General features: G+C 72.7%; 22 protein-coding genes. 10 read left to right on the top strand and 12 right to left on the bottom strand.

Annotated features, from left to right (window positions below; genetic code table 11):
- The first annotated feature begins 77 nt into the window (after nt 1-77).
- Genes QF034_RS40015 through ligD (QF034_RS40005) form a run of 3 tightly spaced genes read left to right on the top strand, consistent with a single transcriptional unit; the run spans nt 78 to nt 2598 of the window.
- Nucleotides 78-908: an aldo/keto reductase gene (locus QF034_RS40015; RefSeq protein WP_307179546.1), complete on the top strand. Its 831-nt coding sequence runs from the start codon at nt 78-80 to the stop codon at nt 906-908.
- A gap of 38 nt (nt 909-946) precedes the next feature.
- Nucleotides 947-1561 (top strand): DNA polymerase ligase N-terminal domain-containing protein, encoded by a 615-nt coding sequence (locus QF034_RS40010; protein ID WP_307179545.1) that lies wholly within the window; start codon nt 947-949, stop codon nt 1559-1561.
- 5 nt (nt 1562-1566) lie between these two features.
- Nucleotides 1567-2598: a non-homologous end-joining DNA ligase gene (gene ligD, locus QF034_RS40005; RefSeq protein ID WP_307179544.1), complete on the top strand. Its 1032-nt coding sequence runs from the start codon at nt 1567-1569 to the stop codon at nt 2596-2598.
- Between the two features lie 6 nt (nt 2599-2604).
- Here the strand turns inward: ligD (QF034_RS40005) and QF034_RS40000 are convergent, their stop codons facing one another.
- From QF034_RS40000 to QF034_RS39985, 4 genes are all read right to left on the bottom strand, one after another.
- The gene (locus QF034_RS40000) at nt 2605-4944 is read right to left on the bottom strand and encodes an ATP-binding SpoIIE family protein phosphatase (RefSeq protein WP_307179543.1); all 2340 of its coding nucleotides are present in this window, start codon (nt 4942-4944) and stop codon (nt 2605-2607) included.
- A 61-nt stretch (nt 4945-5005) separates the two neighbouring features.
- Nucleotides 5006-5473 carry a peroxiredoxin gene (locus tag QF034_RS39995; RefSeq protein WP_307179542.1) on the bottom strand — a complete coding sequence of 156 codons (468 nt, stop codon included), beginning with the start codon at nt 5471-5473 and terminating at the stop codon, nt 5006-5008.
- Nucleotides 5470-5850 carry a DoxX family protein gene (locus QF034_RS39990; RefSeq protein ID WP_307179541.1) on the bottom strand — a complete coding sequence of 127 codons (381 nt, stop codon included), beginning with the start codon at nt 5848-5850 and terminating at the stop codon, nt 5470-5472. Before QF034_RS39990 ends, QF034_RS39995 begins: the two co-directional genes overlap by 4 nt.
- A 50-nt stretch (nt 5851-5900) precedes the next feature.
- Nucleotides 5901-6662: an AraC family transcriptional regulator gene (locus QF034_RS39985; RefSeq protein WP_307179540.1), complete on the bottom strand. Its 762-nt coding sequence runs from the start codon at nt 6660-6662 to the stop codon at nt 5901-5903.
- Between the two features lie 90 nt (nt 6663-6752).
- Here QF034_RS39985 and QF034_RS39980 point away from each other — a divergent pair, with 90 nt between their 5' ends.
- Nucleotides 6753-7910 (top strand): MFS transporter, encoded by a 1158-nt coding sequence (locus tag QF034_RS39980; protein ID WP_307180095.1) that lies wholly within the window; start codon nt 6753-6755, stop codon nt 7908-7910.
- 10 nt (nt 7911-7920) lie between these two features.
- Here the strand turns inward: QF034_RS39980 and QF034_RS39975 are convergent, their stop codons facing one another.
- Nucleotides 7921-8436 (bottom strand): MarR family winged helix-turn-helix transcriptional regulator, encoded by a 516-nt coding sequence (locus tag QF034_RS39975; RefSeq protein WP_307179539.1) that lies wholly within the window; start codon nt 8434-8436, stop codon nt 7921-7923.
- Between the two features lie 464 nt (nt 8437-8900).
- Here QF034_RS39975 and ligD (QF034_RS39970) point away from each other — a divergent pair, with 464 nt between their 5' ends.
- The 4 genes from ligD (QF034_RS39970) to hemC all read left to right on the top strand — a co-directional run bounded on the left by ligD (QF034_RS39970) (nt 8901) and on the right by hemC (nt 12920).
- Nucleotides 8901-9881 (top strand): non-homologous end-joining DNA ligase, encoded by a 981-nt coding sequence (ligD, locus tag QF034_RS39970; protein ID WP_307180094.1) that lies wholly within the window; start codon nt 8901-8903, stop codon nt 9879-9881.
- 138 nt (nt 9882-10019) lie between these two features.
- Nucleotides 10020-10793: an NPP1 family protein gene (locus QF034_RS39965; RefSeq protein ID WP_307179538.1), complete on the top strand. Its 774-nt coding sequence runs from the start codon at nt 10020-10022 to the stop codon at nt 10791-10793.
- A gap of 100 nt (nt 10794-10893) precedes the next feature.
- Nucleotides 10894-11916: a questin oxidase family protein gene (locus QF034_RS39960; RefSeq protein ID WP_307179537.1), complete on the top strand. Its 1023-nt coding sequence runs from the start codon at nt 10894-10896 to the stop codon at nt 11914-11916.
- Between the two features lie 68 nt (nt 11917-11984).
- On the top strand, nt 11985-12920 hold the full coding sequence (hemC, locus tag QF034_RS39955; protein ID WP_307179536.1) for a hydroxymethylbilane synthase: 936 nt from the start codon (nt 11985-11987) through the stop codon (nt 12918-12920).
- 24 nt (nt 12921-12944) lie between these two features.
- Here the strand turns inward: hemC and QF034_RS39950 are convergent, their stop codons facing one another.
- The 4 genes from QF034_RS39950 to QF034_RS39935 form a co-directional block, all read right to left on the bottom strand.
- Nucleotides 12945-13466 carry a hypothetical protein gene (locus tag QF034_RS39950; protein ID WP_307179535.1) on the bottom strand — a complete coding sequence of 174 codons (522 nt, stop codon included), beginning with the start codon at nt 13464-13466 and terminating at the stop codon, nt 12945-12947.
- 191 nt (nt 13467-13657) lie between these two features.
- A complete protein-coding gene (locus QF034_RS39945) occupies nt 13658-14518 on the bottom strand; it encodes an ABC transporter permease (RefSeq protein WP_307179534.1) in 861 nt (286 codons plus the stop codon).
- Complete coding sequence (locus QF034_RS39940; protein WP_307179533.1) at nt 14478-15335, bottom strand: ABC transporter ATP-binding protein; 858 nt, start codon at nt 15333-15335, stop codon at nt 14478-14480. The genes QF034_RS39945 and QF034_RS39940 overlap by 41 nt, the downstream gene beginning before the upstream one ends.
- The gene (locus QF034_RS39935) at nt 15332-15787 is read right to left on the bottom strand and encodes a MarR family winged helix-turn-helix transcriptional regulator (RefSeq protein WP_307179532.1); all 456 of its coding nucleotides are present in this window, start codon (nt 15785-15787) and stop codon (nt 15332-15334) included. The genes QF034_RS39940 and QF034_RS39935 overlap by 4 nt, the downstream gene beginning before the upstream one ends.
- 277 nt (nt 15788-16064) lie before the next feature.
- Between QF034_RS39935 and QF034_RS39930 the strand changes: the two genes are divergently transcribed.
- Nucleotides 16065-16856, top strand: coding sequence for an RNA polymerase sigma factor SigF (locus tag QF034_RS39930; RefSeq protein WP_307179531.1), 792 nt, complete (start codon nt 16065-16067; stop codon nt 16854-16856).
- Nucleotides 16857-16883: 27 nt separating this feature from the next.
- On the opposite strand, the gene QF034_RS39925 is transcribed toward QF034_RS39930, so the two are convergent.
- Nucleotides 16884-17204 (bottom strand): ANTAR domain-containing protein, encoded by a 321-nt coding sequence (locus tag QF034_RS39925; RefSeq protein WP_307179530.1) that lies wholly within the window; start codon nt 17202-17204, stop codon nt 16884-16886.
- Between the two features lie 252 nt (nt 17205-17456).
- On the opposite strand from QF034_RS39925, the gene QF034_RS39920 reads away from it, so the two are divergent.
- Nucleotides 17457-18260, top strand: coding sequence for a VOC family protein (locus QF034_RS39920; RefSeq protein ID WP_307179529.1), 804 nt, complete (start codon nt 17457-17459; stop codon nt 18258-18260).
- Nucleotides 18261-18301: 41 nt separating this feature from the next.
- On the opposite strand, the gene glgX is transcribed toward QF034_RS39920, so the two are convergent.
- Together glgX and QF034_RS39910 are read right to left on the bottom strand one after the other, a co-directional pair.
- The gene (gene glgX, locus QF034_RS39915) at nt 18302-20449 is read right to left on the bottom strand and encodes a glycogen debranching protein GlgX (RefSeq protein ID WP_307179528.1); all 2148 of its coding nucleotides are present in this window, start codon (nt 20447-20449) and stop codon (nt 18302-18304) included.
- Nucleotides 20446-20958, bottom strand: a complete 513-nt coding sequence (locus tag QF034_RS39910) for a pep a2 (protein ID WP_307179527.1) — start codon at nt 20956-20958, stop codon at nt 20446-20448. The genes glgX and QF034_RS39910 overlap by 4 nt, the downstream gene beginning before the upstream one ends.
- Nucleotides 20959-21160 lie beyond the last annotated feature (202 nt).

Raw genomic sequence — 21160 nt, 5'->3', positions numbered from 1 at the left:
TTGATCACCGCTCACCCTATCCGTGACGCTGGAGGGACGACACAGTCAGACCGCACAGTCAACGGGAAGGCCCGACGGTGATCAGCATCCCGACGCACACGCTCAACGACGGTACGACGCTCCCCGCCCTCGGCCTCGGCACCTGGCCGCTCGGCGACGACGAGGCCCAGCAGGCGGTGCTCTCGGCCCTGGAGGCGGGTTACCGCCTGATCGACACGGCGACGAACTACCGCAACGAGACGGGGGTCGGCCGGGCCGTGGCCTCCGGGGTGGTGCCGCGCGAGGAGATCGTCGTGACGACGAAGCTCCCGGGCCGGCACCACGGCTACGAGGAGACGCTCGCCTCCTTCGAGGAGTCCCGGGCCCGTCTGGGCCTGGAGTACGTCGACCTGTACCTGATCCACTGGCCGCTGCCGCGCGTGGACCGGTACGTCGACTCCTGGAAGGCCATGATCAAGCTGCGCGAGGAGGGGCTCGTCCGGTCGATCGGCGTCTCGAACTTCACGGCCGGGCACATCGAGCGGCTGGAGAAGGAGACCGGGGTGCTGCCCTCGGTCAACCAGATCGAACTGCACCCGTTCCTGCCCCAGGACGACCTGCGCGCTTTCCATGAGGCCAAGGGCGTCCTGACCGAGAGCTGGAGCCCGCTGGGCCGGGGCACGCCCCTGCTTCGGGATCCCGCGGTGGCACGGATCGCCGAGGCGCACGGGGTGACGCCCGGGCAGGTCGTGCTGCGCTGGCACACGCAGCTGGGCGCGGTGCCCATCCCGAAGTCGGCGAACCCGGAGCGGCAGCGCGAGAACCTCGACGTCTTCGGCTTCGAGCTGAGCGAGGAGGAGATGGCCGCCGTCGCGGACCGGGCGCGGCGGCGGGTCGGCGGGGACCCCGAGGTGCACGAGGAGTTCTGACGGGTACCCGGGGCCCGCGAGGCAGGAAGGAGCCGCAGGTGGCTGAGCGGGACCGGCTGCGGGACTACCGCGGCAAACGCGACTTCGACCGGACCGGCGAGCCCCGGGGCAGCGGGGGGTCCGCCGCGGACCGGCCCCGGTTCGTGGTGCAGATACACGACGCGAGCACGATGCACTTCGACTTCCGGTTGCAGGTCAACGACGTCCTGAAGTCCTGGTCGATCCCCAAGGGCCCCTCGGCGGACCCGAAGGACAAGCGGCTGGCCGTTCCCACGGAGGACCATCCGCTGGAGTACGAGGAGTTCGAGGGTGTGATCCCCCGCGGCGAGTACGGCGGCGGCACGGTGATCGTCTGGGACCACGGCACGTACGAGCCGCTGAGCCACGACCGCAAGGGACGGCCGGTGGACTTCGCCGAGTCGCTGGAGCGGGGGCACGCCACGTTCCGGCTGAGCGGGGCGAAGCTGCGCGGCGAGTACGCCCTGACCCGGTTCCGCGGCGACGGCAGTGGTGACGGCGAGGAGGCCTGGCTGCTGGTGAAGCGGGCCGGGGGCCGGGCGCGTACGCACGGGGCCCCCGACCCGCGCCGGGCGCGTTCGGCCATGTCCGGGCGCACCCTCGCCCAGGTCGCCTCGGACGCGGCCGGGGAGTGACGGAGATGACCGGTCTCCTCGACACCCTGCCCGAGGGACAGCGGCGGCTGCTCGGGGCGGCCCGTCCGGGGGCGGAACTGGCGGCGCGCCCGATGCTCGCCACGCTGAGCGACCGGCGCGACTTCTCGGACGCGGACGAGGAGTGGGTGTTCGAGCGGAAGCTGGACGGCATCCGAGTGCTGGCGGTCCGGGACGGGAAGCGGGTGACGCTGCTGTCGCGGTCGGGCCGCCGGCTGAACGACACCTACCCGGAGATCGTGGACGCGCTCGCCGCACAGTCGTGCGCGGACTTCGTCCTCGACGGGGAGATCGTCGCGTTCTCGGGCGGGCGCACCGACTTCTCCCGGCTCCAGCAGCGCATGGGCCTGACCCGGCGTCAGGACGTGGCGGCGAGCCGGGTGGCCGTGACCTACTACGTGTTCGACCTGCTCCGGCTGGACGGGGCCGACACCAGGGGCCTGCCGCTGCGGGCCCGCAAGTCGCTGCTGCGCCGGGCTGTGGCGTACCGCTCCCCGCTCCGGCTGACGCCGCACCGCAACGCGGGCGGCGCCGAACTGCTGGCGGACGTGTGCGCCCGGGGCTGGGAGGGCCTGATCGCCAAGCGCGCCCACGGTGTCTACGAGCCGCGCAGGTCGTCGGACTGGCTGAAGCTGAAGTGCTCCCAGGGGCAGGAGTTCGTCGTCGGCGGTTTCACCGAACCGGCCGGGAGCCGGGTGGGGCTCGGCGCGCTGCTGCTCGGCCACTACGAGGGCGGGCGGCTGCGGTACGCGGGCAAGGTCGGCACGGGTTTCGGCCGGCGCACGCTGCTGGACCTGCGCGAGCGGCTCGACGGGCTGCGGGAGTCCGGCTCACCGTTCGACGGGCCGGTGCGGGAGGCGGGCGCGCGCTGGGTGCGGCCGGAACTGGTGGCGCAGATCGCGTTCTCCGAGTGGACGCGTGACGGCATGCTGCGCCACCCGCGGTACCTGGGGCTGCGGGACGACAAGAAGCCAGGGGACGTGGTGCGGGAACGCCCGTCGGGTCACGCCGCCGCGTGAGGCCGGTCAGAACAGCGGTGTGAGTGACTGTTCGCACCAGATCGTCTTGCCCCGGGTGGTCTGCCGGCTGCCCCAGCGCTGGGTGAGCTGGGCGACCAGCAGCAGTCCGCGGCCGCCCTCGTCGTCCTGGTGGGCCCGCCGCAGGTGCGGGGAGGTCGAACTGCCGTCGGAGACCTCACAGATGAGGGCCTGGTCGCGGATCAGCCGGAGCTGGATGGGCTCGGTGCCGTACCGGATGGCGTTGGTGACCAGTTCGCTGACGACGAGTTCGGTGACGAAGGCCGTCTCGTCCAGGCCCCACGCGGTGAGCTGCTCGGTGGCGGCCTGGCGGGTGGCGGCCACGTGCGCGGGGTCCGGCGACACGTCCCAGGTGGCGACCCGGTCCGCGCCGAGCGCCCGGGTACGGGCCAGCAGCAGGGCCACGTCGTCGCCGGGCTCCTCCGGCAGTACGGCCTTCAGCACGGTGTCGCACAGGGCGTCGAGCGAGTCGGCGGGCGCTGTCAGGGCGCGGCACAGCTCGTCCGTGGCGTGGTCGACGTCGCGGTCGCGGTCCTCGATGAGCCCGTCGGTGTAGAGGGCGACGACGGAGCCCTCGGGCAGTTGGAGCTCCGTCGCCTCGAACGGCAGCCCCCCGACGCCCAGCGGGGGCCCCGCGCTCATGGGGATCAGCCGAGCGGACCCGTCGGGCAGGACCAGGGCGGGGGCGGGGTGCCCGGCGGCGGCCAGGTTCAGCCGGCGCGTGACCGGGTCGTAGACCGCGTACAGGCAGGTCGCGCCGAGTTCGGCGACCTCCTCGTCGTCGTCCGACGCGAGATGGGTGACCAGGTCGTCGAGGTGGGTGAGGAGTTCGTCCGGCGGCAGGTCCACGTCGGCGAGGGTCCGTACGGCCGTGACCAGGCGGCCCATGGTCGCCGAGGAGGGGATGCCGTGGCCCACGACGTCACCGACGACGAGCGCGACCCGGCTGCCGGACAGCGGGATCACGTCGAACCAGTCGCCCCCGATGCCGGCCGCCGAGCCGGAGGGCAGATAGCGGTGGGCGACCTGGACGGCGGCCTGGCCGGGCAGTCCTCTCGGCAACAGGCTGTGCTGGAGGGCCAGCGCTGTGGTGCGTTCGCGGGCGAAGCGGCGGGCGTTGTCGACGCAGACCGCGGCCCGGCTGGCGAGTTCCTCGGCGAACACGGCGTCGTCGGCGGCGTAGTCGTCCACCTGCCGGATGCGCACGGCGACCGCGACGCCGAGGGTGGTGCCGCGGGCCCGGAGCGGCACCGCCATCATCGAGTGGACGCCCTGGCGGTAGGGGCTGCCCTGCGGGGCGCGTGTGTTGCGCTCGGCGACCCAGCGCATGAAGGACGGCTCCCCCGCCTGGCTGAGGACCGCCCGGCCCTCCCGCATCGCCCGCGCGATGGGGGAGAACGAGGGGTAGGCGTCCACTTCTCCCAGATGGACGGCGGCTTCCGGGGTGCCCTCGTTGACGGAGCCGTGGGCGACGCGGCGCAGCACGATCTCGTCGGTGGGCACGGCCGGCGACTCCTCCGCGCCGAGGACCCAGTCGAACAGGTCCACGCTCGCGAAGTCGGCGAACCGGGGCACCACGACCCCGATCAGCTCCTCGGCCGTGCGCACCACGTCCAGGGTGGTGCCGATGGCCGCCGCGGCCTCGTTCAGCAGGGCCAGCCGCTGCCGCGCCCAGTACTGCTCGGTGCTGTCGAACGCGGCCAGGGCGGTGCCCAGGAACTCGCCGGAGTGGTCGCGGACCGGCCACATCTCGGTCACCCAGGCGTGCTCCCGGTTCAGGGCCGGGGCGCCCGTGTAGCTCTCGTAGCGGAGCGGGCGGCCGGTCTCGACGACGTGCCGGAGGTGCCAGTTGAAGCCCTGGCTGTGCTCGGCCTCCTCGACGGTCTCCGGGAAGTGCCGCCCCAGCAGGGTCTCCTCGGGCACGCCCATCACATGGCAGGCGGCGTCGTTGAGCCGCAGATAGCGCTGGTCGGTGTCGAACACGGACATCGACATGGACGCCTGCTGGAAGGCCTTTCCGGCCAGGGACGTCTCGGCGCTGCCGGGGGGCTCGGCGGTGATCACGTAGCCGTCCGGTGCCCCGTCGGGGCCGGTCACGGCGCAGGCTGTGACGCGCAGCCCGACCAGATAGCCGTCGTGGTGCCGCACCATGACGGTGCCCGACCGCGCGGACAACGCCTCGGGCGGCACGTCCTCGGCGAGCAGTCCCCGTACGGACCGGCCCACGGCCTCCTCGGCCGGGTAGCCGGTCAGTCGCCGGGCACCCTCGCTCCACCCCGTCACGGTGCCGCGTGCGTCGATGATCGCAGCAGCGGAGGCGTCCTCCATATCGTCCAGGATTCTCCCATTGTCGCCCTGTATCAACCGCGCCGGAGCATTCGTGACAGTGTCAGCTCCGGTGAGCGCGCAGGGCGGCGAGCGCCCGGTCGGCGTGCGCGTTCATGCGCATTTCGCTGCGTACGACGTCGAGGACGGTGCGGTCCTGCCCTATGACGAAGGTGGTGCGTTTGGTCGGGGCCAGGGAGAAGCCGCGTTTCACGCCGAACCGCTCGCGGACCGTGCCGTCGGCGTCGGACAGCAGGGGCATGCCGAGGGCGTGCTGTCCGGCGAACTCCTGCTGGCGCTCGACGGTGTCCCCGCTGATGCCGACGGGGCGTGCGCCGATGGCGGCGAACTCGGCGGCGAGATCGCGGAAGTGGCAGGCCTGTGCGGTGCAGCCGGGGGTCAGGGCGGCCGGGTAGAAGAAGAGCACGACCGGCCCCTCGGCGAGCAGCCCGGACAGGCTGCGGACGGTGCCGGTCTCGTCGGGCAGGGCGAAGTCCTCGACCGTGTCCCCGGCCTCCACGCGCGCGGTCACGACCGGCCCCGCGCGTTCCGTGCGACGCCGCGGGCCCAGAGCACGAGGGGCAGCTGGAGCGGCAGGCGTCCGAAGGCCGCGGCCTTCTGCGGCGCGGGGCGGTGACGCCAGTCGGCCGCCATCTTCACGTTGGCGGGGAACACCCCGACGAAGAAGGCCGCCGTGGCCAGCGCGGCGGCCTTGCGGGTACGCGGCAGCGCCAGGCCCGCGGCCAGCGCGAGCTCGGCGGCTCCGCTGGCGTAGGTCCAGGTCCTGGGCGTGCCCGGCAGGCCGCTCGGGATGGTCGCGTCGAACGGGCGTGGGGTGGCGAAGTGGGCGATACCCGCGGTGGCCAGCAGGCCGGCGAGCAGCAGGGGCGAGCGTTCGGACCGGGACACGGTTCCTCCTCTGATGACCTGCCGCGCGATATTACTGGACGGTAGAAAGGTCAGTTCGCCGGGTCCTGCCGACGCCGTTGGTGAGCACCCGGGGTGTAGCCGAACGAGCGGCGGAAGACGTCGATGAAGGCACTGGCGGAGGACCAGCCGCAGCGGTGGGCGACGGTCGTGACGGGCAGGCCGTCGGCCAGCATCCGCAGGGCGTGGTAGAGCCGTGACTGGGTGCGCCACTGCGGGAACGTCATGCCGAACTCGCTGCGGAAGAGCCGGCTGAGGGTGCGCTCCCCCACCCCGGTCGCGGCACCGAGGGCGGCGAGGGTGCGGGCGTCGGCCGGGTCGGCGTGCACGAGCGCGCAGACGGCGGCCAGGCGCGGGTCGGCGGGCGTGGGCAGGCGCAGCGGCTGCTGGGGCGAGAGGCGCAGCTGGTCGCACAGGACGGCACGCAGCCGGCGTCGCTCGGGGCTGTCGTCGCCGGGGTCGCGGGTGTAGGCGAGGATCAGCTCGCGCAGCAGCGGGCTGACGGCGAGGACGGCCGGGTGGTCGAGGCCCAGGGGATTGTCGCCCGTGGGCAGGCCGATCAGGTGCAGGTCCAGCCGGCCGTGGGCGCGGTGGGCGTGCACGGTGCCGGCGGGGACCCAGAGGGCGCGGGTGCCGGGCGCGAACCAGGTGCCGGCGTCGGTGGTGACGGCGACGACGCCGGAGCCCGCGTAGACGATCTGGTGGTCGTCGTGCCGGTGCGCGTCGATGCGGTCGCCCGCGGTCAGCCGCTGGGCCCGGGTCGGGGCCGTCGGGGTGTGGCGGATGTTCGGCACAGTCCGGCAGATTATCGGAAGCGGGCCAGGCGTTCGGGCGGCGACGATCTCCGGGTGACCGCTTCCCGCCGCAACCGGCCCGTCGCTCTGATGTCCCTGGGACACGCCTGCGTGGACGTGTACCAGGGCGCCGTGGCCGCTCTGGTGCCGTACTTCGTCGCCGAACGCGCCTACTCCTACGCCGCCGCCTCCGGCGTCGTCCTGGCCGCCTCCCTGCTCTCGTCGCTGGTGCAGCCGCTGTTCGGGGTGCTCACCGACCGCTGGGCGATGCCGTGGCTGCTGCCGCTCAGCGCGCTGACGGCCGGGGCGGGCGTCGCCCTGAGCGGGGTGACCGGCTCCTACGCGTCGACCCTGGCGGTCGTCGCCGTGTCGGGGGCCGGGGTGGCCGCCTACCATCCGGAGGCCGCCCGGGTGGCCCGGGCCGTCGCGCACGGCCGGCACACGGCGATGGGCTGGTTCTCCTTCGGCGGCAACGCCGGTTTCGCCCTGGCACCGCTGCTGGTCCTCGCCGTGATGGCGATCGGCGGACTGCGCGCCTCTCCCCTGCTGGCCGTCCCGGCGGTGGCGGGAGCGGCGCTGTGCGCGGCGGCGGTGCGCGCGGCCGCGTCCGGCGCGACGCAGGCGGGTGTGCCCGTCGGCGCGGGCCATGACGACTGGCCGGCCTTCCTGCGGCTGTCCGGGGCCGTGATCTGCCGCTCGGTCGTGTTCGTCGGCCTGAGCGCGTTCGTCTCGCTGTACGTGCGGGAGCGGACCGGGGGCGGGGAGCCGGCCGGTACGGCGGCGCTGTTCGTGCTCTACGCCGGTGGCGCGGTGGGCACGCTGGCCGGGGGGCGGCTGGCCGAGCGGTACGGGCGGCTGGCGGTGGTGCGCCGGTCGTACGCGCTGACGGTGCTCGCCGTGGCCGGACTGGTCCTGGTGCCGGGGCCGGTGGTGTACCTGTTCGTCGCGCTGGCGTCGGCCGGCCTGTACGTGCCGTTCTCGCTGCACATCACCCTCGGGCAGGACTGTCTGCCCCGGCGGGTGGGGACCGCGAGCGGGGTCACGCTCGGGCTGACGGTGAGCGTCGGCGGCCTCACCGCGCCCCTGCTCGGGGTGCTGGCCGACGCGACGTCCCTGCGGACGGCCCTGCTGCCGCTCATCGCCCTGCCCGCGGTGGGCCGGCTGCTGCTGTGCCGACTGCGCGAGCCCGCACCGCCCGGTCCCGCGATCGCCGAGCGCGCGGATCCGCGCGATCCGGCCGCGCGGTGACCGGAGGGGCTCAGGCCCGGCCCGCGGGGGCGGACCGGTCCTCGGGCTCCTCGTCGACGGCGTGGGCGAGGAAGTCGTCGACCATGCGGTGGAAGAGCGTGGCGAGCTGCCGCAGCTCGTCGGGGGACCAGTCGGACAGGGCCATCTGCATGCCGCGGACCCCGGCCTCGCGGACCTTGGCGATGGCCTGCCGGCCGGTGTCGGTGAGCTCGATGCGCTGGGCGCGGCGGTCGTCCGGGTCGGGCACGCGGGTGACGTAGCCGGACTTCTGCAACTGCTGCACCGTGCGGGTGACGTGCGAGGCCTCCACTCCCAGCCGGGCGGCGAGCTCCCCCGGCCGCAGCGGCTCGGAGTCGGCGACCTGCCGCAACAGCGCGACGGCGGCCCGGTCGAGCGGCACGCCCGCCAGGGCCATCAGCCGGTCGTGCTGGCGGGCGCGCGTGCTCAGGTACGTGATACGGGTGAGCGCACGCTCGATCTCGATCACTTCCGGGGTGGGGGCGTCGGGGAGCGGTGGTGTGGCCATGCGGGCCACTTTACCATCTCGTTGCCTAACTCAAGTAATTCACGACGCACGGACCCCCTCGGGTTCGGCGACGCCGCGGCCCGGCCGGCAGCCGAAGCCGCGGCGCGTGTGGATCAGTGCCGGGGCGTCCCGGTCCACCGTGCGGCGCAGCCGGGAGACGAGCTGTTCGATCGCGTTGCCGCCGCGGAAGTCACCCCGTCGGGTCGAACGCCCGCGAGTGCGGCGGTGCGCCGCCCGTCCAGCCGCGCCACATCGGGCAGTTCGCCGTCGAGGACGACGACATCGAACCGGCGCGCTCGACCCGCGCCGGCGCTTCGGCCGCGGAGTCCGCGAGAGCGACCCGGCAAGCAAAGCCGATGGAGCGCCGACGGCGTGACCTCCGAGGCCGGCACCAGGTCGACGCCGTTCGGGGGAAAGACGCAAGAACGCGCGTGACCGGACGCACGGGCGTCCACAACTCACCCGTGGACCTGCCCCTGATCCCGCCCATGCTCGCCACGCCCGGCATCCTGCCGCCCGCCGCGCAGGACGCGCGCTGGGCCTATGAGACCAAGCAGGACGGCCAGCGCGTGGTGGCCTATCTCCCCGGGGACGGCAGCGTGCTGCTGCGCGCCCGCTCCGGGGAGGACATCACGGCCGCGTACCCCGAACTGCGGCCCCTGGGCGCCGCCTTGGGCCCCGTGCCCGCCGTGCTGGACGGGGAGATCCTTGCCCTGGACGAACAGGGCCGGGCGAGCTTCCAGTTGCTCCAGTCCCGCATGGGCCTGGCGCACGCGCCCGCGAGGGCGGCCCGGCGAGCGGCGGAGGTTCCGGTCCATCTCGTGCTGTTCGATCTGATGCATCTGCAGGACCACTCACTGATCAGGCTGCCCTACGCACGACGCCGCGCGGCGCTGGAGCACCTCGGCCTCACCGGGCCCTCCTGGTCGACCCCGGCCGCGATCGTCGGCCACGGCCCCGAGGCCCTGGCCGCCACGCGCGAGCACGGCATGGAGGGCCTGGTCTGCAAGCGGCTGGACTCGGTGTACGAGCCGGGGGTGCGCTCCAAGGCCTGGATCAAGATCCGCAACATGCGCACCGAGGACGTCCTGGTCGGCGGCTGGCAGCCCGGCAAGGGACGGCTCACCGGCCTGCCCGGCGCGGTGCTGGTCGGGCAGCGTGCCGCGGGGCGGCTGCGCTACGTCGGGAGCGTGGGCACCGGCTGGAGCGAGGCCGAACGGACGGAACTCGCCGGGCTGCTGCGGGCCGCCGCGACCGACGCCTGCCCCTTCGACCCCGCCCCGCGGGCTCCGGGCGCGCACTGGGTCGTACCCCGGCTGGTCGGCGAGGTCCGCTACAGCACCCGCACCCGGGAGGGTCTGCTGCGGCAGCCGTCCTGGCTGCGGCTCCGGCCGGATCTCGCACCCGAGGAGGCCGCGGCCGACATCCCGGACGACATGGTCTGAAGCGGCACACAACTCCGGTTGTTGCAGTGCGGTTCACCTCTGAGATCACCTCTCCCTCTTGGCATGGACGCGTTCAACCTGGAAGCTGAACCTCCCTTTCCCCCACAGCCGTTGGGCTGCGCCCAAGAGGAGGACGCAGTGTCGTCACGCCCGTTCGCACCCCCCAGGAAATGGCTCACCGGACTGGCCGGTGCCGCCGCCCTCGTCCTCGCCCTCCCCGCCACGGCCTTCGCCGCCCCGCCGCGGGCGCTGCCCGCCAACGCAGACGCGCTGGAGAAGACGTACCAGCCCGCCTACGACTACGACACCGACGGCTGCTACTCCACGCCCGCCATCGGCGCCGACGGCACCGTCAACGGCGGGCTCAACCCGACCGGCGCCCTCAACGGCGACTGCCGCGACGCCTCGGACCTGGACAACACCAACGGCTACGCGCGCTCCAAGTGCAACAACGGCTGGTGCGCCATCCTGTACGCCCTCTACTTCGAGAAGGACCAGGCGGTGGCCGGCAGCAGTATCGGCGGCCACCGGCACGACTTCGAGCACGTCGCGGTGTTCGTGCAGGACAACCAGGTCAAGTACGTCTCGACGTCCGCGCACGGTTCGTTCAGCGTGCAGGCGGCGTCGCAGGTCCGCTTCGACGGCACGCACCCGAAGATCGTCTACCACAAGGACGGGGCGAGCACCCACTGCTTCCGTCTCGCGAACGCGAACGACGAGCCGCCCGAGAACCACAAGAGCACCTGGCAGTACCCGACGCTGGTCGGCTGGAACGGTTACCCCGCCGGCGTGCGCGACAAGCTCACGTCCTACGACTTCGGCAGCGCCAATTTCGGCCTCAAGGACGCCAACTTCGCCAACCACCTCGCGTCGGCCAAGCCTTCGGGCATCGCGTTCGATCCCTACGCCTGATCCGGCACCGGTCCGGCCGGTGGCCTAGGTCCCCCGGCCGGACCGGCTTCCGCCCCGCGTCCGATCCGCCGGCGCGGGGCGGCCGCGTAGCGTCCCGTTCATGGACGCACACGACACGACGGGGACACTCGAGGAAGCCCTCGAACGGCTCCACGCCTCGGGGCCGGAGCGGCTCGGCCGGCTCACCAACCACGCCCCCATGGTCGTGGAGACGCTGGCCGCGCACGGGCAGGCGGGCGCCGTGCACCGCTGGCTGGATCTGTACCGGCCCAAGCTGGAGGACTTCCCCACCCCCGTGGCACCGGTGACCGGCGCCAACTGGCGCGAGGCGCTGGGAGATCCGCGCCGGGCCGCCGACTGGATCGGGTATTTCGGCCACGCCCTGGCGCAGCAGCCGTGGCGGGACGTCCTCGCGGCCTGGTGGCCCCGACTGCTGCCGGGGCTGTACGGCGGCTCCACGCATCCGGTGATCCGCGTCGGCCACGCCGTACGGGCGCTGGAAGCCGGCGAGAGCGCGCCGCGGCTCGCCGAACTCGCCCACGGGCTGGGCTACTGGGCGGCCCGGCACCGTCCCGTGTCCGGCATCGCCGTACTGCCCGCCGCGCCGAGTGCGGCGCGGTCCCTGGACGCCGTGCCGCCGATCGCCGATCCCCGAGGCGGCTTTCCCGACCGGCTGGCGGCCGTACGGCGGCTGCCGATGTGGGCTGGCGACGTGACCGACCCGGACACGGCACGCGCACACCTGATCGAGCTGGTCCGGGCCGCGACCCATCGGTACGCCACGCACGGCCACGGCGAGGAGACCATGCTGGTGCACGCGGCGACGGCCCCCAACGCCGTGCTGCGCGCCCTCGGTTCGCTGCCCCGCGAGCTGTGGGCTCCGAGCCTGCACGCGGCGTGGACCGCGTCCGCGGCGGTCACCGCCATGTACGCCCAAGCCGAGCCCCTCACCCACGTCCCCGCGCCCGGCCGCACCGCCGGGGAGGTGCTGGAACGGGCCCTCGCCCACGGCGACGAACACGTCATCAAGCTCACCGACACCGCCCTCGACGTGGGCGACGAGCGGGCGCTCGCCGCGGCCCTGCGGGCGGTCGAGCTGAGCGAGAGGCTCGTCCCGAACTGACGTACGCCGAAGGGCGGTCGGAGGAGGTACGGCACGGACGTACCCCCTGGAGGGTCTATCGTGTCCGCATGTCCGTCCCCGAGCTGATCCGTATCGTCTCCCGCGACTCCCCCATGGCGCTCGCCCAGGTGGAGCGAGTCCGGGACGAGCTGGCCGCCGCCCATCCCGGAGTGCGCACCGAGGTCGTACCGGTGAAGACCACCGGCGACAAGTGGATGGGTGATCTGTCCAAGGTCGAGGGCAAGGGCGCGTTCACCAAGGAGGTCGACGCGGCGCTGCTGGCCGGTGAGGCCGACCTCGCCGTGCACTGCGTGAAGGACGTGCCCGCCGACCGACCGCTCCCGGCGGGGACGGTGTTCGCCGCGTTCCTCAAGCGGGACGACATCCGGGACGCCCTGATCCACCCCGGCGGGCTCACCCTGGACGAGCTGCCGGCCGGGACGCGGATCGGCACCTCCTCGGTGCGCCGGGTCGCCCAGCTGGCCGCCACGCACCCGCATCTGGAGTGCGTGCCGTTCCGGGGCAACGCCAACCGGCGCCTGGCGAAGCTGGCCGCGGGGGAGGCCGACGCCCTGCTGCTCGCGGTCTCCGGCCTGGAGCGCATCGGCCGGCAGGACGTGATCAGCGAGATCCTCTCCACCGAGACGATGATGCCGCCCATCGGCGCGGGCGTGCTGGCGCTCCAGTGCCGCGAGGACGACGCCGACCTGATCGACGCTGTGAGCGGTCTCGGCGACCCGGACACCCACCGGGAGACCACCGCCGAGCGCATGTTCCTGCATGTGCTGCAGGGTCACTGCAACAGCCCCATCGCCGGGTTCGCTCAGGTCGACCGCAGTGGCGAACTGTCCTTGCGGGCCTGTGTGTTCACCCCGGACGGCAAGACCCGGCTGAACGCCCACGAGTGGGCGGGCCGGCTCGACCCGGCCACGCTCGGCACCTCGGTCGCCGTGGCCCTGCTGCGCCAGGGTGCCCGCGAGATCATCGACGGCATCCCGCACTGACCCGCGGGACGCCTTGACGCCGGATCAGGCGGTGCCTTCCCCCGCCTGGTCCTGGAGGAAGACGCTCACCTGGTGGGCCAAGCTGTCGCGCAGCGCGCCCTGCTGGGCCCCGGCGGGACCCTCGTGCGCGCCGATGCCGCCCGACCACAGCCGGCGGTCGGCCCACTCCTCCTCGACGCGCAGCTGGACCTGGACGTCCACGAGGCTGAGGGACACCTCGGCGCCGGCCGCGTACAGCACGGCGGTGGCCCGGCGCAGCGGGTAGACGTCGAAGCCCTCGATGAACTGCGAGTTGCGCCAGTCGAGGAAGGCACTCTCCCCGTCCGGGCCGATCCGCACGTCGACCTGGCCGTCCTCGAGATGGACGCCGAGATGCCGGCTGCCTCGGTTCTCGACGGTCACGCGGAGACTGAAGTACGTCAGCCCCTCTGCGGCGTCGTCACGGCCGCGGGGCGGCTCGGCCAGTTCCAGACGGTGGACGCGGACGCGCAGACCGGCATGCTCGTCGTACTCCTGCCAGTCTCCGACCACGTTCGGCTCGTACACGCTGCCCCTCTCGACCTCTGGAAGCTGCTTCCTATCTGTGGTCTCAGCGCACTGTCAAATGAGCGGAATGCGCTGTGGCCTGGCAGTTCATCCCATTTGATCGGTGATCAAGCCGTGCCCAGCGGTTATCCGGAAACAAACGGAGAAAGCGCTTGCGGCGGCGTGCCACACATCACTTTCCAGAGTGAAGATCAACGGGCCAGACGGCCCAGCAGGGCCGAGGCGGCGGTGACGCCGAGGGCGGCGGCCACGCACAGCACCGCGAAGTCGGACGCCAGGTGGTGCGGTGTGCCCAGGAGGAGCCCGCGCAGGGCGTCGACCTCGTAGCTGAGCGGGTTGGCCTTGCTGACCGCCTGGAGCCAGCCCGGCATCACGGACACCGGGTACAGGGCGTTGGAGCCGAAGAACAGCGGCATGGTGATCGCCTGCCCGAAACCCATGAGGCGGTCGCGGCTGAGGACGATGCCGGCGATGGTCATCGACAGGCAGGAGAAGAAGGCCGAGCCGAGGACGACGATCGCGGCGACGGCGAGCAGTTTCAGCGGGTTCCAGGTCAGCGCCACGCCGAGCAGGGCGGCGATGAGGAGCACCACGACCGCCTGGACGAGCGACTTGACGCCCGCCGCGAAGGCCTTGCCGGTGATCAGCGCGGAGCGCGGGGTCGGCGTGACGAGAAGCTTGTCGAGGGTGCCGGCGTCGCGCTCCCAGATGATCTGGATGCCGTAGAAGATGGCGATGAACATGGCGGACTGGGCGATGATGCCGGGTGCCAGGTAGTCGACGTAGGGGATGCCGCCGGTGGGGATGGCCCTGATGCGGGTGAAGGTCTGGCCGAAGATCAGCAGCCAGAGGGCCGGCTGGACCGCCCGGGTGTAGAGCTCGGTGCGGTCGTGGCGCAGCTTCTGCAGTTCGACCGCGCACATCGCGCCGACGCGGGCGGCCAGCAGCCGCCGGCCGGCGCGCGGCTGCGGGGGCTTGAGCAGCAGATCGATGCCGGGGCCGCGGGCGGGGTCAGCCGACACGGCGGGCGGTGCGGCGGGTGCTTCGGACATCGCGGAAATCTCCTGCCTCGTCGTCGAGACCGCTGCCGGCCACGTCGCGGAAGACGTCCTCCAGCGTGGGCGGCGTGTCCGCGGCCGCGCCCGCGGCGCGGCGGCGGGCGCCGAGTCCTTCCCTGAGCTCGGCCGGGGTGCCGAGGGCCCGGATCCGGCCGCGGTGCATCAGGGCGACCCGGTCGCAGTACTGGTCGGCCTCGTCCATGGAGTGGGTGGTGACGAGCACGGTCATGCCGGTGGCCGCGCGGACCGCTTCGATGTGGTCCCAGACGCCGGTGCGGGCGATCGGGTCGAGGCCGATCGTGGGCTCGTCGAGGATCAGCAGCCGCGGGGCGCTGACCAGGGCCTGGGCGAGTTCGAGCCGGCGCACCATGCCGCCGGAGCAGGTGGCGGCGAGCCGGTCGGCGGCGTCGGTGAGGCCGACCGCGGCCAGGGCCTGGGCGACGCGTTCGGCGCGTTCGCGGCGGGGCACGTCGAAGACCCGGGCGAACAGGGCGACGTTCTCCCGCCCGGTGAGTCCGGCGTCCGCCGAGAGCTGCTGCGGCACATATCCGAGCAGCCGGCGTACGGCCATGCGCTCGCGGGCGGCGTCGTGGCCGAAGACGCGGACCGTGCCGGCCGGCACCGGCAGCAGGGTGGTGAGGCAGCGGATGACCGTGGTCTTGCCGGCGCCGTTCGGGCCGAGCAGTCCGAAGACCTCGCCCTGCCGGACCGTGAGATCGAGTCCGTCGACGGCCCGGGTCGCGCCGAAGGCGTGGACGAGCCCGGTGCAGGCGACGGCGTCGGCCGGTGACCGTCCGGTGTCCCGCGTCATGACTCCTCGGCCTCCTCGTGCAGGGTGCCGGCCAGCTTGCGCAGGGCCGGGATCGCGGCGTGCAGGGCCTCGCGGTCCGCCTCGTCGAGCCGCGACACATGGCGTCGTACGAGCTCGGCGCGGCGACGGCGCCACTCGCGCAGCCGGGTCCCGGCGGCGGCCGTGGGCAGCAGCCGGGCGGCCCGCCGGTCGGCCGGGTCGGTCTCGCGGATCAGATAGCCCGTCCGCACCAGCTGGTTGACCAGGGTGGACACCGAGTTGGCCGCCAGCCCGAGGTCCTTGGCCGCGTCGGAGATGCCGATGCCAGGCCGCGTCACGGCCAGGCGCAGCAGCTCCACCTCGGCGCCGCGCAGCCGGGGGTCGGGCATCTCGCGACGCAGGCGCCGCCGCACCAGCCGCTGGACCCCGACGAGCGCGTCGGCCAGCTCTTCGGGGAAGGTTTCCGGCTCCATGCGGCCGAGATTAGCTCTGTCACAGAGGTAATCGGTCCAAGGCGGGGTCAAGAGACGCACTCGAAACGGCAGCGGCTCCCGGAAAGCCCATGCCCACGAATGGGCGTATTGTCGGAATTGTTTCGTGGTCTCCCCGCCCGGGAATGGGCGATGAAGTGCTTCGGACCGGAGGCACGTCCGTGGGAGACGCCCGGGCCCCCGGTGCCCTCCGTGAGGTCCGAGCCCGTGCTTCCCACGGTGTCTGTCCTTTCGGCACCTGCTCAGGGAGGTGCGCACCATGCGTATCGCCGGCAGCACCAGAACGCACCCCCACGACGACGCTCCCGACACAGCCGCGGCGTTCGAACGCCTCGTGCGGCTGCCCGAGGGGCCCGAGCGCAAGGCCCTGCGCGACGAGCTGGTCGAGGCCTGGCTGCCCATGGCCGAGCGGATCGCCGTCCGCTTCCGGGGCCGGGGCGAGGCCCTGGAGGACCTCTACCAGGTTGCTGCCCTCGGTCTCGTCAAGGCCGTCGACCACTACGACCCGGCCCGCGGCAACGCCTTCGAGGCCTACGCCGTGCCGACGGTCACCGGCGAGATCAAGCGCCACTTCCGCGACCACATGTGGACGCTGCACGTCCCCCGCCGGGTCCAGGACCTGCGCAACCGCGTGCGGCACGCCGCCAAGGAGCTGTCGCAGACCACCCCCGGCCGCTCCCCCACGGTCGCCGAGATCGCCGAGTACGCCCACCTCACCGAGGGCGAGGTGCGCACCGGCATGGAGGCGCTGGAGTGCTTCTCCGCCCTGTCGCTGGAGGCGGAGATGCCCGGCACGGACGGCTACGCCCTCGGGGACGCGCTCGGCGGGCCGGACCCAGCCTTCGACACGGTCGTCAACCGCGTGGCCGTCAAGCCCTGTCTGGAGGCGCTGCCGGAGCGCGAGCGGATCATCCTCTACCTGCGGTTCTTCAAGGGCATGACGCAGAGCCGCATCGCGGAGCAGCTCGGCATCTCGCAGATGCACGTCTCCCGGCTGCTCAGCAGCTGCTTCGCCCATCTGCGCGAGGAGCTGCTGACCGAGGCCCGGTGACCGCCCTTCGTCGGCGCCGCCGGGGGATCACTGCTCCGGCGGCGCTTCGGGGATCTGGGTCGGTCCGACGCGGTCGAGGGCGTCCTCCAGCTCGGCCCGTATCTCCCGGGGCATCACACCCGTGCGTCCCCACACGAGGATCAGTTCCGCGACGTTGCGCAGCTTGATGTTGGTGTGCTGGGAGACCTCCTTCAGCACGGCCCAGCCCTGGTCGGGCGAGATCCGGCCGAGCATGACGACCATCCCGATCGCCTGGTCCACGACCGCGTGGGAGACGACCGCCTCCTTCAGCTGCCGGACTTCCTCCTGCAACTGGAAGATCCGCTCCGAGCCCCCGTCCGTGGGCATGGTCACCTCCGGGTCCGGTGCGCCGCTGTCCCCATGGCCTCGTGGGGTGCTTGAGTGCCTTGACGCAGTGTCCGACGCCTCCATCGTCGTCACTCGGCCCGCCCGGTGCCACCGGGGCGGTCCGGGCCGGTCCACCACACCGTTTTGCTGCCGTCGCCGGGGTACTCGGCAGGCGCCCACGGGGGTTCCGGTTGGACACTGGTGTCATTCCTCCGGTGGCTGCCAGGCCGACGAGATCAGGACGCGACTGCCATGAACCACGACATCCCCACCCCGTCCGGCACCAAGGACGTCATCTCTTCACACTCCGTGTTCGGCGCACCGTGCTGGGTGAGCCTGACCAGCCGGGACGTCAAGGCGACCGAGGAGTTCTACGGGGCCGTGCTGGGCTGGCAATGGCGGCCCGCCAAACTCGGCGACCGCTTCCGGATCGCGCTGGCGGACGGCTCGCCGGTGGCCGGGATCGCGGGGGTGGCCACCATGTGGCAGATGGCGGTGGCGTGGACGCCGTACTTCGCCGTGCGGAGCGCGGACGACGCGGTGGCGCGGGTGCAGGAACGCATGGGCACGGTCGCGGTCGGGCCGATCTCGCTGCCGCCGGGGCGGGCGGCGCTGCTGGCCGACCGGGACGGGGCGACCTTCGGGATCTGGGAGGGCGACCTGTTCACCGACTGGGAGACCTGGCGCAACGCGCAGCCGGCCTTCATCACGCTGCACACGCGGGACGCCTTCGACGCCGCCATCTTCTACGGCGAGGTCCTCGACTGGGCGTCGGAGAGCCCCGGCTGCTGCGAGGTCCACTACGAGGGCGGGGAGGTCGTGCTGCGCAGCCGCGGTGACGTGGTGGCGCGGATCGAGTCGGGGGCGCTGGAGGCGGCCCCCGACCCGACGATCCGGCCGCACTGGCAGGTCCACTTCAGCGTCGACGACGTCGAGGCCTGCACCCGGGCCGCGGAACTGCACGGTGGCAGCGTGCTGTCCAAGGGCAGCGACGAGGCCGTGCTGCGCGACCACGACGGCGCGCAGTTCACGGTGACGGCGCGCCCGGGCCGCTGACCGATCTGCCGACATCCCCTGGTCGTCGTCAGTCAGTCAAGTCACCCGGCCTCGGTGCGGGAAGGCCGCGACATCAGCACCAGGCTGCGTGCCTCGACCGTCAGCACCGTGCCCGCCTTGTGCTCCGCCTCGTCGGGCGGGCCCTCCGGGGCGGCGGTGTCGATCAGGGCCGTCCAGCGTTCGCCGTAGGCGGCGTCCGGGAGACGGAAGTCGACCGGCTCCCAGTGGCTGTTGAACAGCAGGAGGAACGAGTCGTCGACGACGGGGCGGCCGCACGGGTCGGGTTCGGCGATGGCGTCGCCGTTGAGGAAGACCCCGACGGAGTGCGCGTCGCCGCGCTGCCAGTCGTCGTCGGTCATCTCCTGGGCGTCCGGCGCCAGCCACACCAGGTCGGGCAGCGGCTGGTCCGCGCGGGTCATGGTCTCGCCGAGGAAGAAGCGGCGGCGGCGCAGCACGGGGTGCCCGGTGCGCAGCCGGATGACGTACCGGGTGAACTCCAGCAGCTCGCGCTGCTCCTCGGTGAGCCGCCAGTCGATCCAGGAGATCTCGGTGTCCTGGCAGTAGGCGTTGTTGTTGCCGCGCTGGGTGCGGCCGAGCTCGTCGCCGTGGCAGAGCATCGGGATGCCCTGGGAGAGCAGCAGCGTGGCGAGGAAGTTGCGCTGCTGGCGGGCGCGCAGCTCCAGGACGGCCGGGTCGCGGGTGGCCCCCTCGGCGCCGCAGTTCCAGGACCGGTTGGTGCTCTCGCCGTCCTGGTTGTCCTCGCCGTTGTCCTCGTTGTGCTTGTCGTTGTAGGAGACGAGGTCGCGCAGGGTGAAACCGTCGTGCGCGGTCACGAAGTTGACGCTGGCGCGGGGCCGGCGCCGGCTGTGCTGGTACAGGTCGGAGGAGCCGGTCAGCCGGGAGGCGAACTCGCCGAGCGTGTGGTCCTCACCGCGCCAGAAGTCCCGTACCGCGTCGCGGTACATGCCGTTCCACTCCGACCACAGCGGCGGGAAGTTGCCCACCTGGTAGCCGCCCTCGCCGACGTCCCACGGCTCCGCGATCAGCTTGACGCGGCTGATCACCGGGTCCTGCTGGATCAGGTCGAAGAACGCCGACAGCCGGTCCACCTCGTGGAACTGCCGGGCCAGGGTGGCCGCGAGGTCGAAGCGGAAGCCGTCCACATGCATCTCGGTGACCCAGTACCGCAACGAGTCCATGATCAGCTGGAGCACGTAGGGGTGGCGCATCAGCAGGCTGTTGCCGGTGCCGGTGGTGTCGTAGTAGTGCTCCCAGTCGCCGTCGACCAGGCGGTAGTACGAGGAGTTGTCGATGCCGCGGAAGGACAGGGTGGGGCCCTTCTCGTTGCCCTCGGCGGTGTGGTTGTAGACCACGTCGAGGATCACCTCGAGCCCGGCCGCGTGCAGGGTCTTCACCATCGACTTGAACTCGGCGACCTGCTGGCCGCGGGTGCCGTGCGCGGCGTAGCCGTTGTGCGGCGCGAAGAAGCCGATCGTGTTGTAGCCCCAGTAGTTGGCCAGGCCGCGGTCGTGCAGCACGCCGTCGTGGACGAACTGGTGCACCGGCATCAGTTCCACCGCCGTGACGCCGAGCGAGGTGAGGTGCTCGACGGCCGCGGGGTGGGCGAGCCCGGCGTAGGTGCCGCGCAGTTCCGCGGGCACCCCGGGGTGGGTGCGGGTCAGGCCCTTGACGTGCGCCTCGTAGATCACCGTGTCGGCGTAGGGCCGGCAGGGCCGGGTGTCGTCGCCCCAGTCGAAGGCCGGGTCGGTCACCACACCGAGCATGGTGTGTCCGGCACTGTCGGCCGGGTCGGGGCCGTCCGGGTTCCGTTCGTAGAGCGAGGGGTGGTTGTCGATCTGCCCGTCGACCGCGCGTGCGTAGGGGTCGAGGAGCAGCTTCGCCGGGTTGCAGCGGTGGCCGGCGCTCGGGGCCCACGGCCCGTGCACGCGGTAGCCGTAGCGCTGGCCGGGGCCGACGCCGGGGAGGTAGCCGTGCCAGACGAAGCCGTCGACCTCGGTCAGCGGTACCCGGGTGTGGGTGCCGTCGTCGTCGACGAGGATCAGCTCGACGCGTTCGGCCACCTCGCTGAAGAGCGCGAAGTTGGTGCCCTCCCCGTCGTACTCCGCGCCCAGCGGGTAGGGGCGTCCGCTCCACGCGGACGCCGCTTTCCGGGTCTGCCGCCGGGTCACCGGGCGTCCTCCAGGACCTCGTCCGGGGTACTGGCCGGGCCGGCCAGCTGTGCGACGCGCACCTCGCGGGGCACGTCGAGGCCCTCGCTGAGGTACGGGGAGGGCGCGGTCGGCACCAGCGGGACGCGTTCGCCGGCCCGGGCGCGCTGCGAGAACCAGATGACCTTGCTGCCGGTCTCGGTGGCGCAGCAGCCCCAGCCGTCGCTCATCGCCGCGAGGTGCTCCAGGCAGCCACGCAGCTCCTGGTCCGGGCGCAGAGCGCGGTCGTTGTCCCCGATGGCGGTGATCAGGTGCTGGCCGTTCCACCACATCTCGATCGACGTGTTCTTGTCCGTGGCGTGCTCGTCGATGGCCTTGAGCAACATCTCGGCACCGCCGCAGACGGGCTGGATCAGGTTGTCCAGGTCCCAGAACCTCAGGTGAGCGGCCAGAATGCGGCTGACCTGTCCCACCCGTTCCGGGCTGACTTCCACGTCGAGGTGGTAGTAGCAGGGCACTGCGGTCTTCATCGGTCGGCTCCTCACCGCGAAGCTCAGCTCCTTCTCGCTCCCGCGGTCCTGCGGGACGAGCCCCGAACACGGAACGTGAGCGCGTATCGCTTCTGAGTCACCCTCAGCCTGAGGGCGCTAGCCCGTTCGTGCAACACGAGCGCACAGATGAGGTGCTTGAGCTCCCAGGTGAGCAAGTCTGAACGGTGTCGGCGGCTCAGCC

Source organism: Streptomyces africanus (assembly GCF_030816955.1).
GTDB lineage: Bacteria > Actinomycetota > Actinomycetes > Streptomycetales > Streptomycetaceae > Streptomyces > Streptomyces africanus.
Note: the sequence above shows the minus strand (reverse complement) of the source record. Positions and strands in the feature narration are given on the sequence as shown.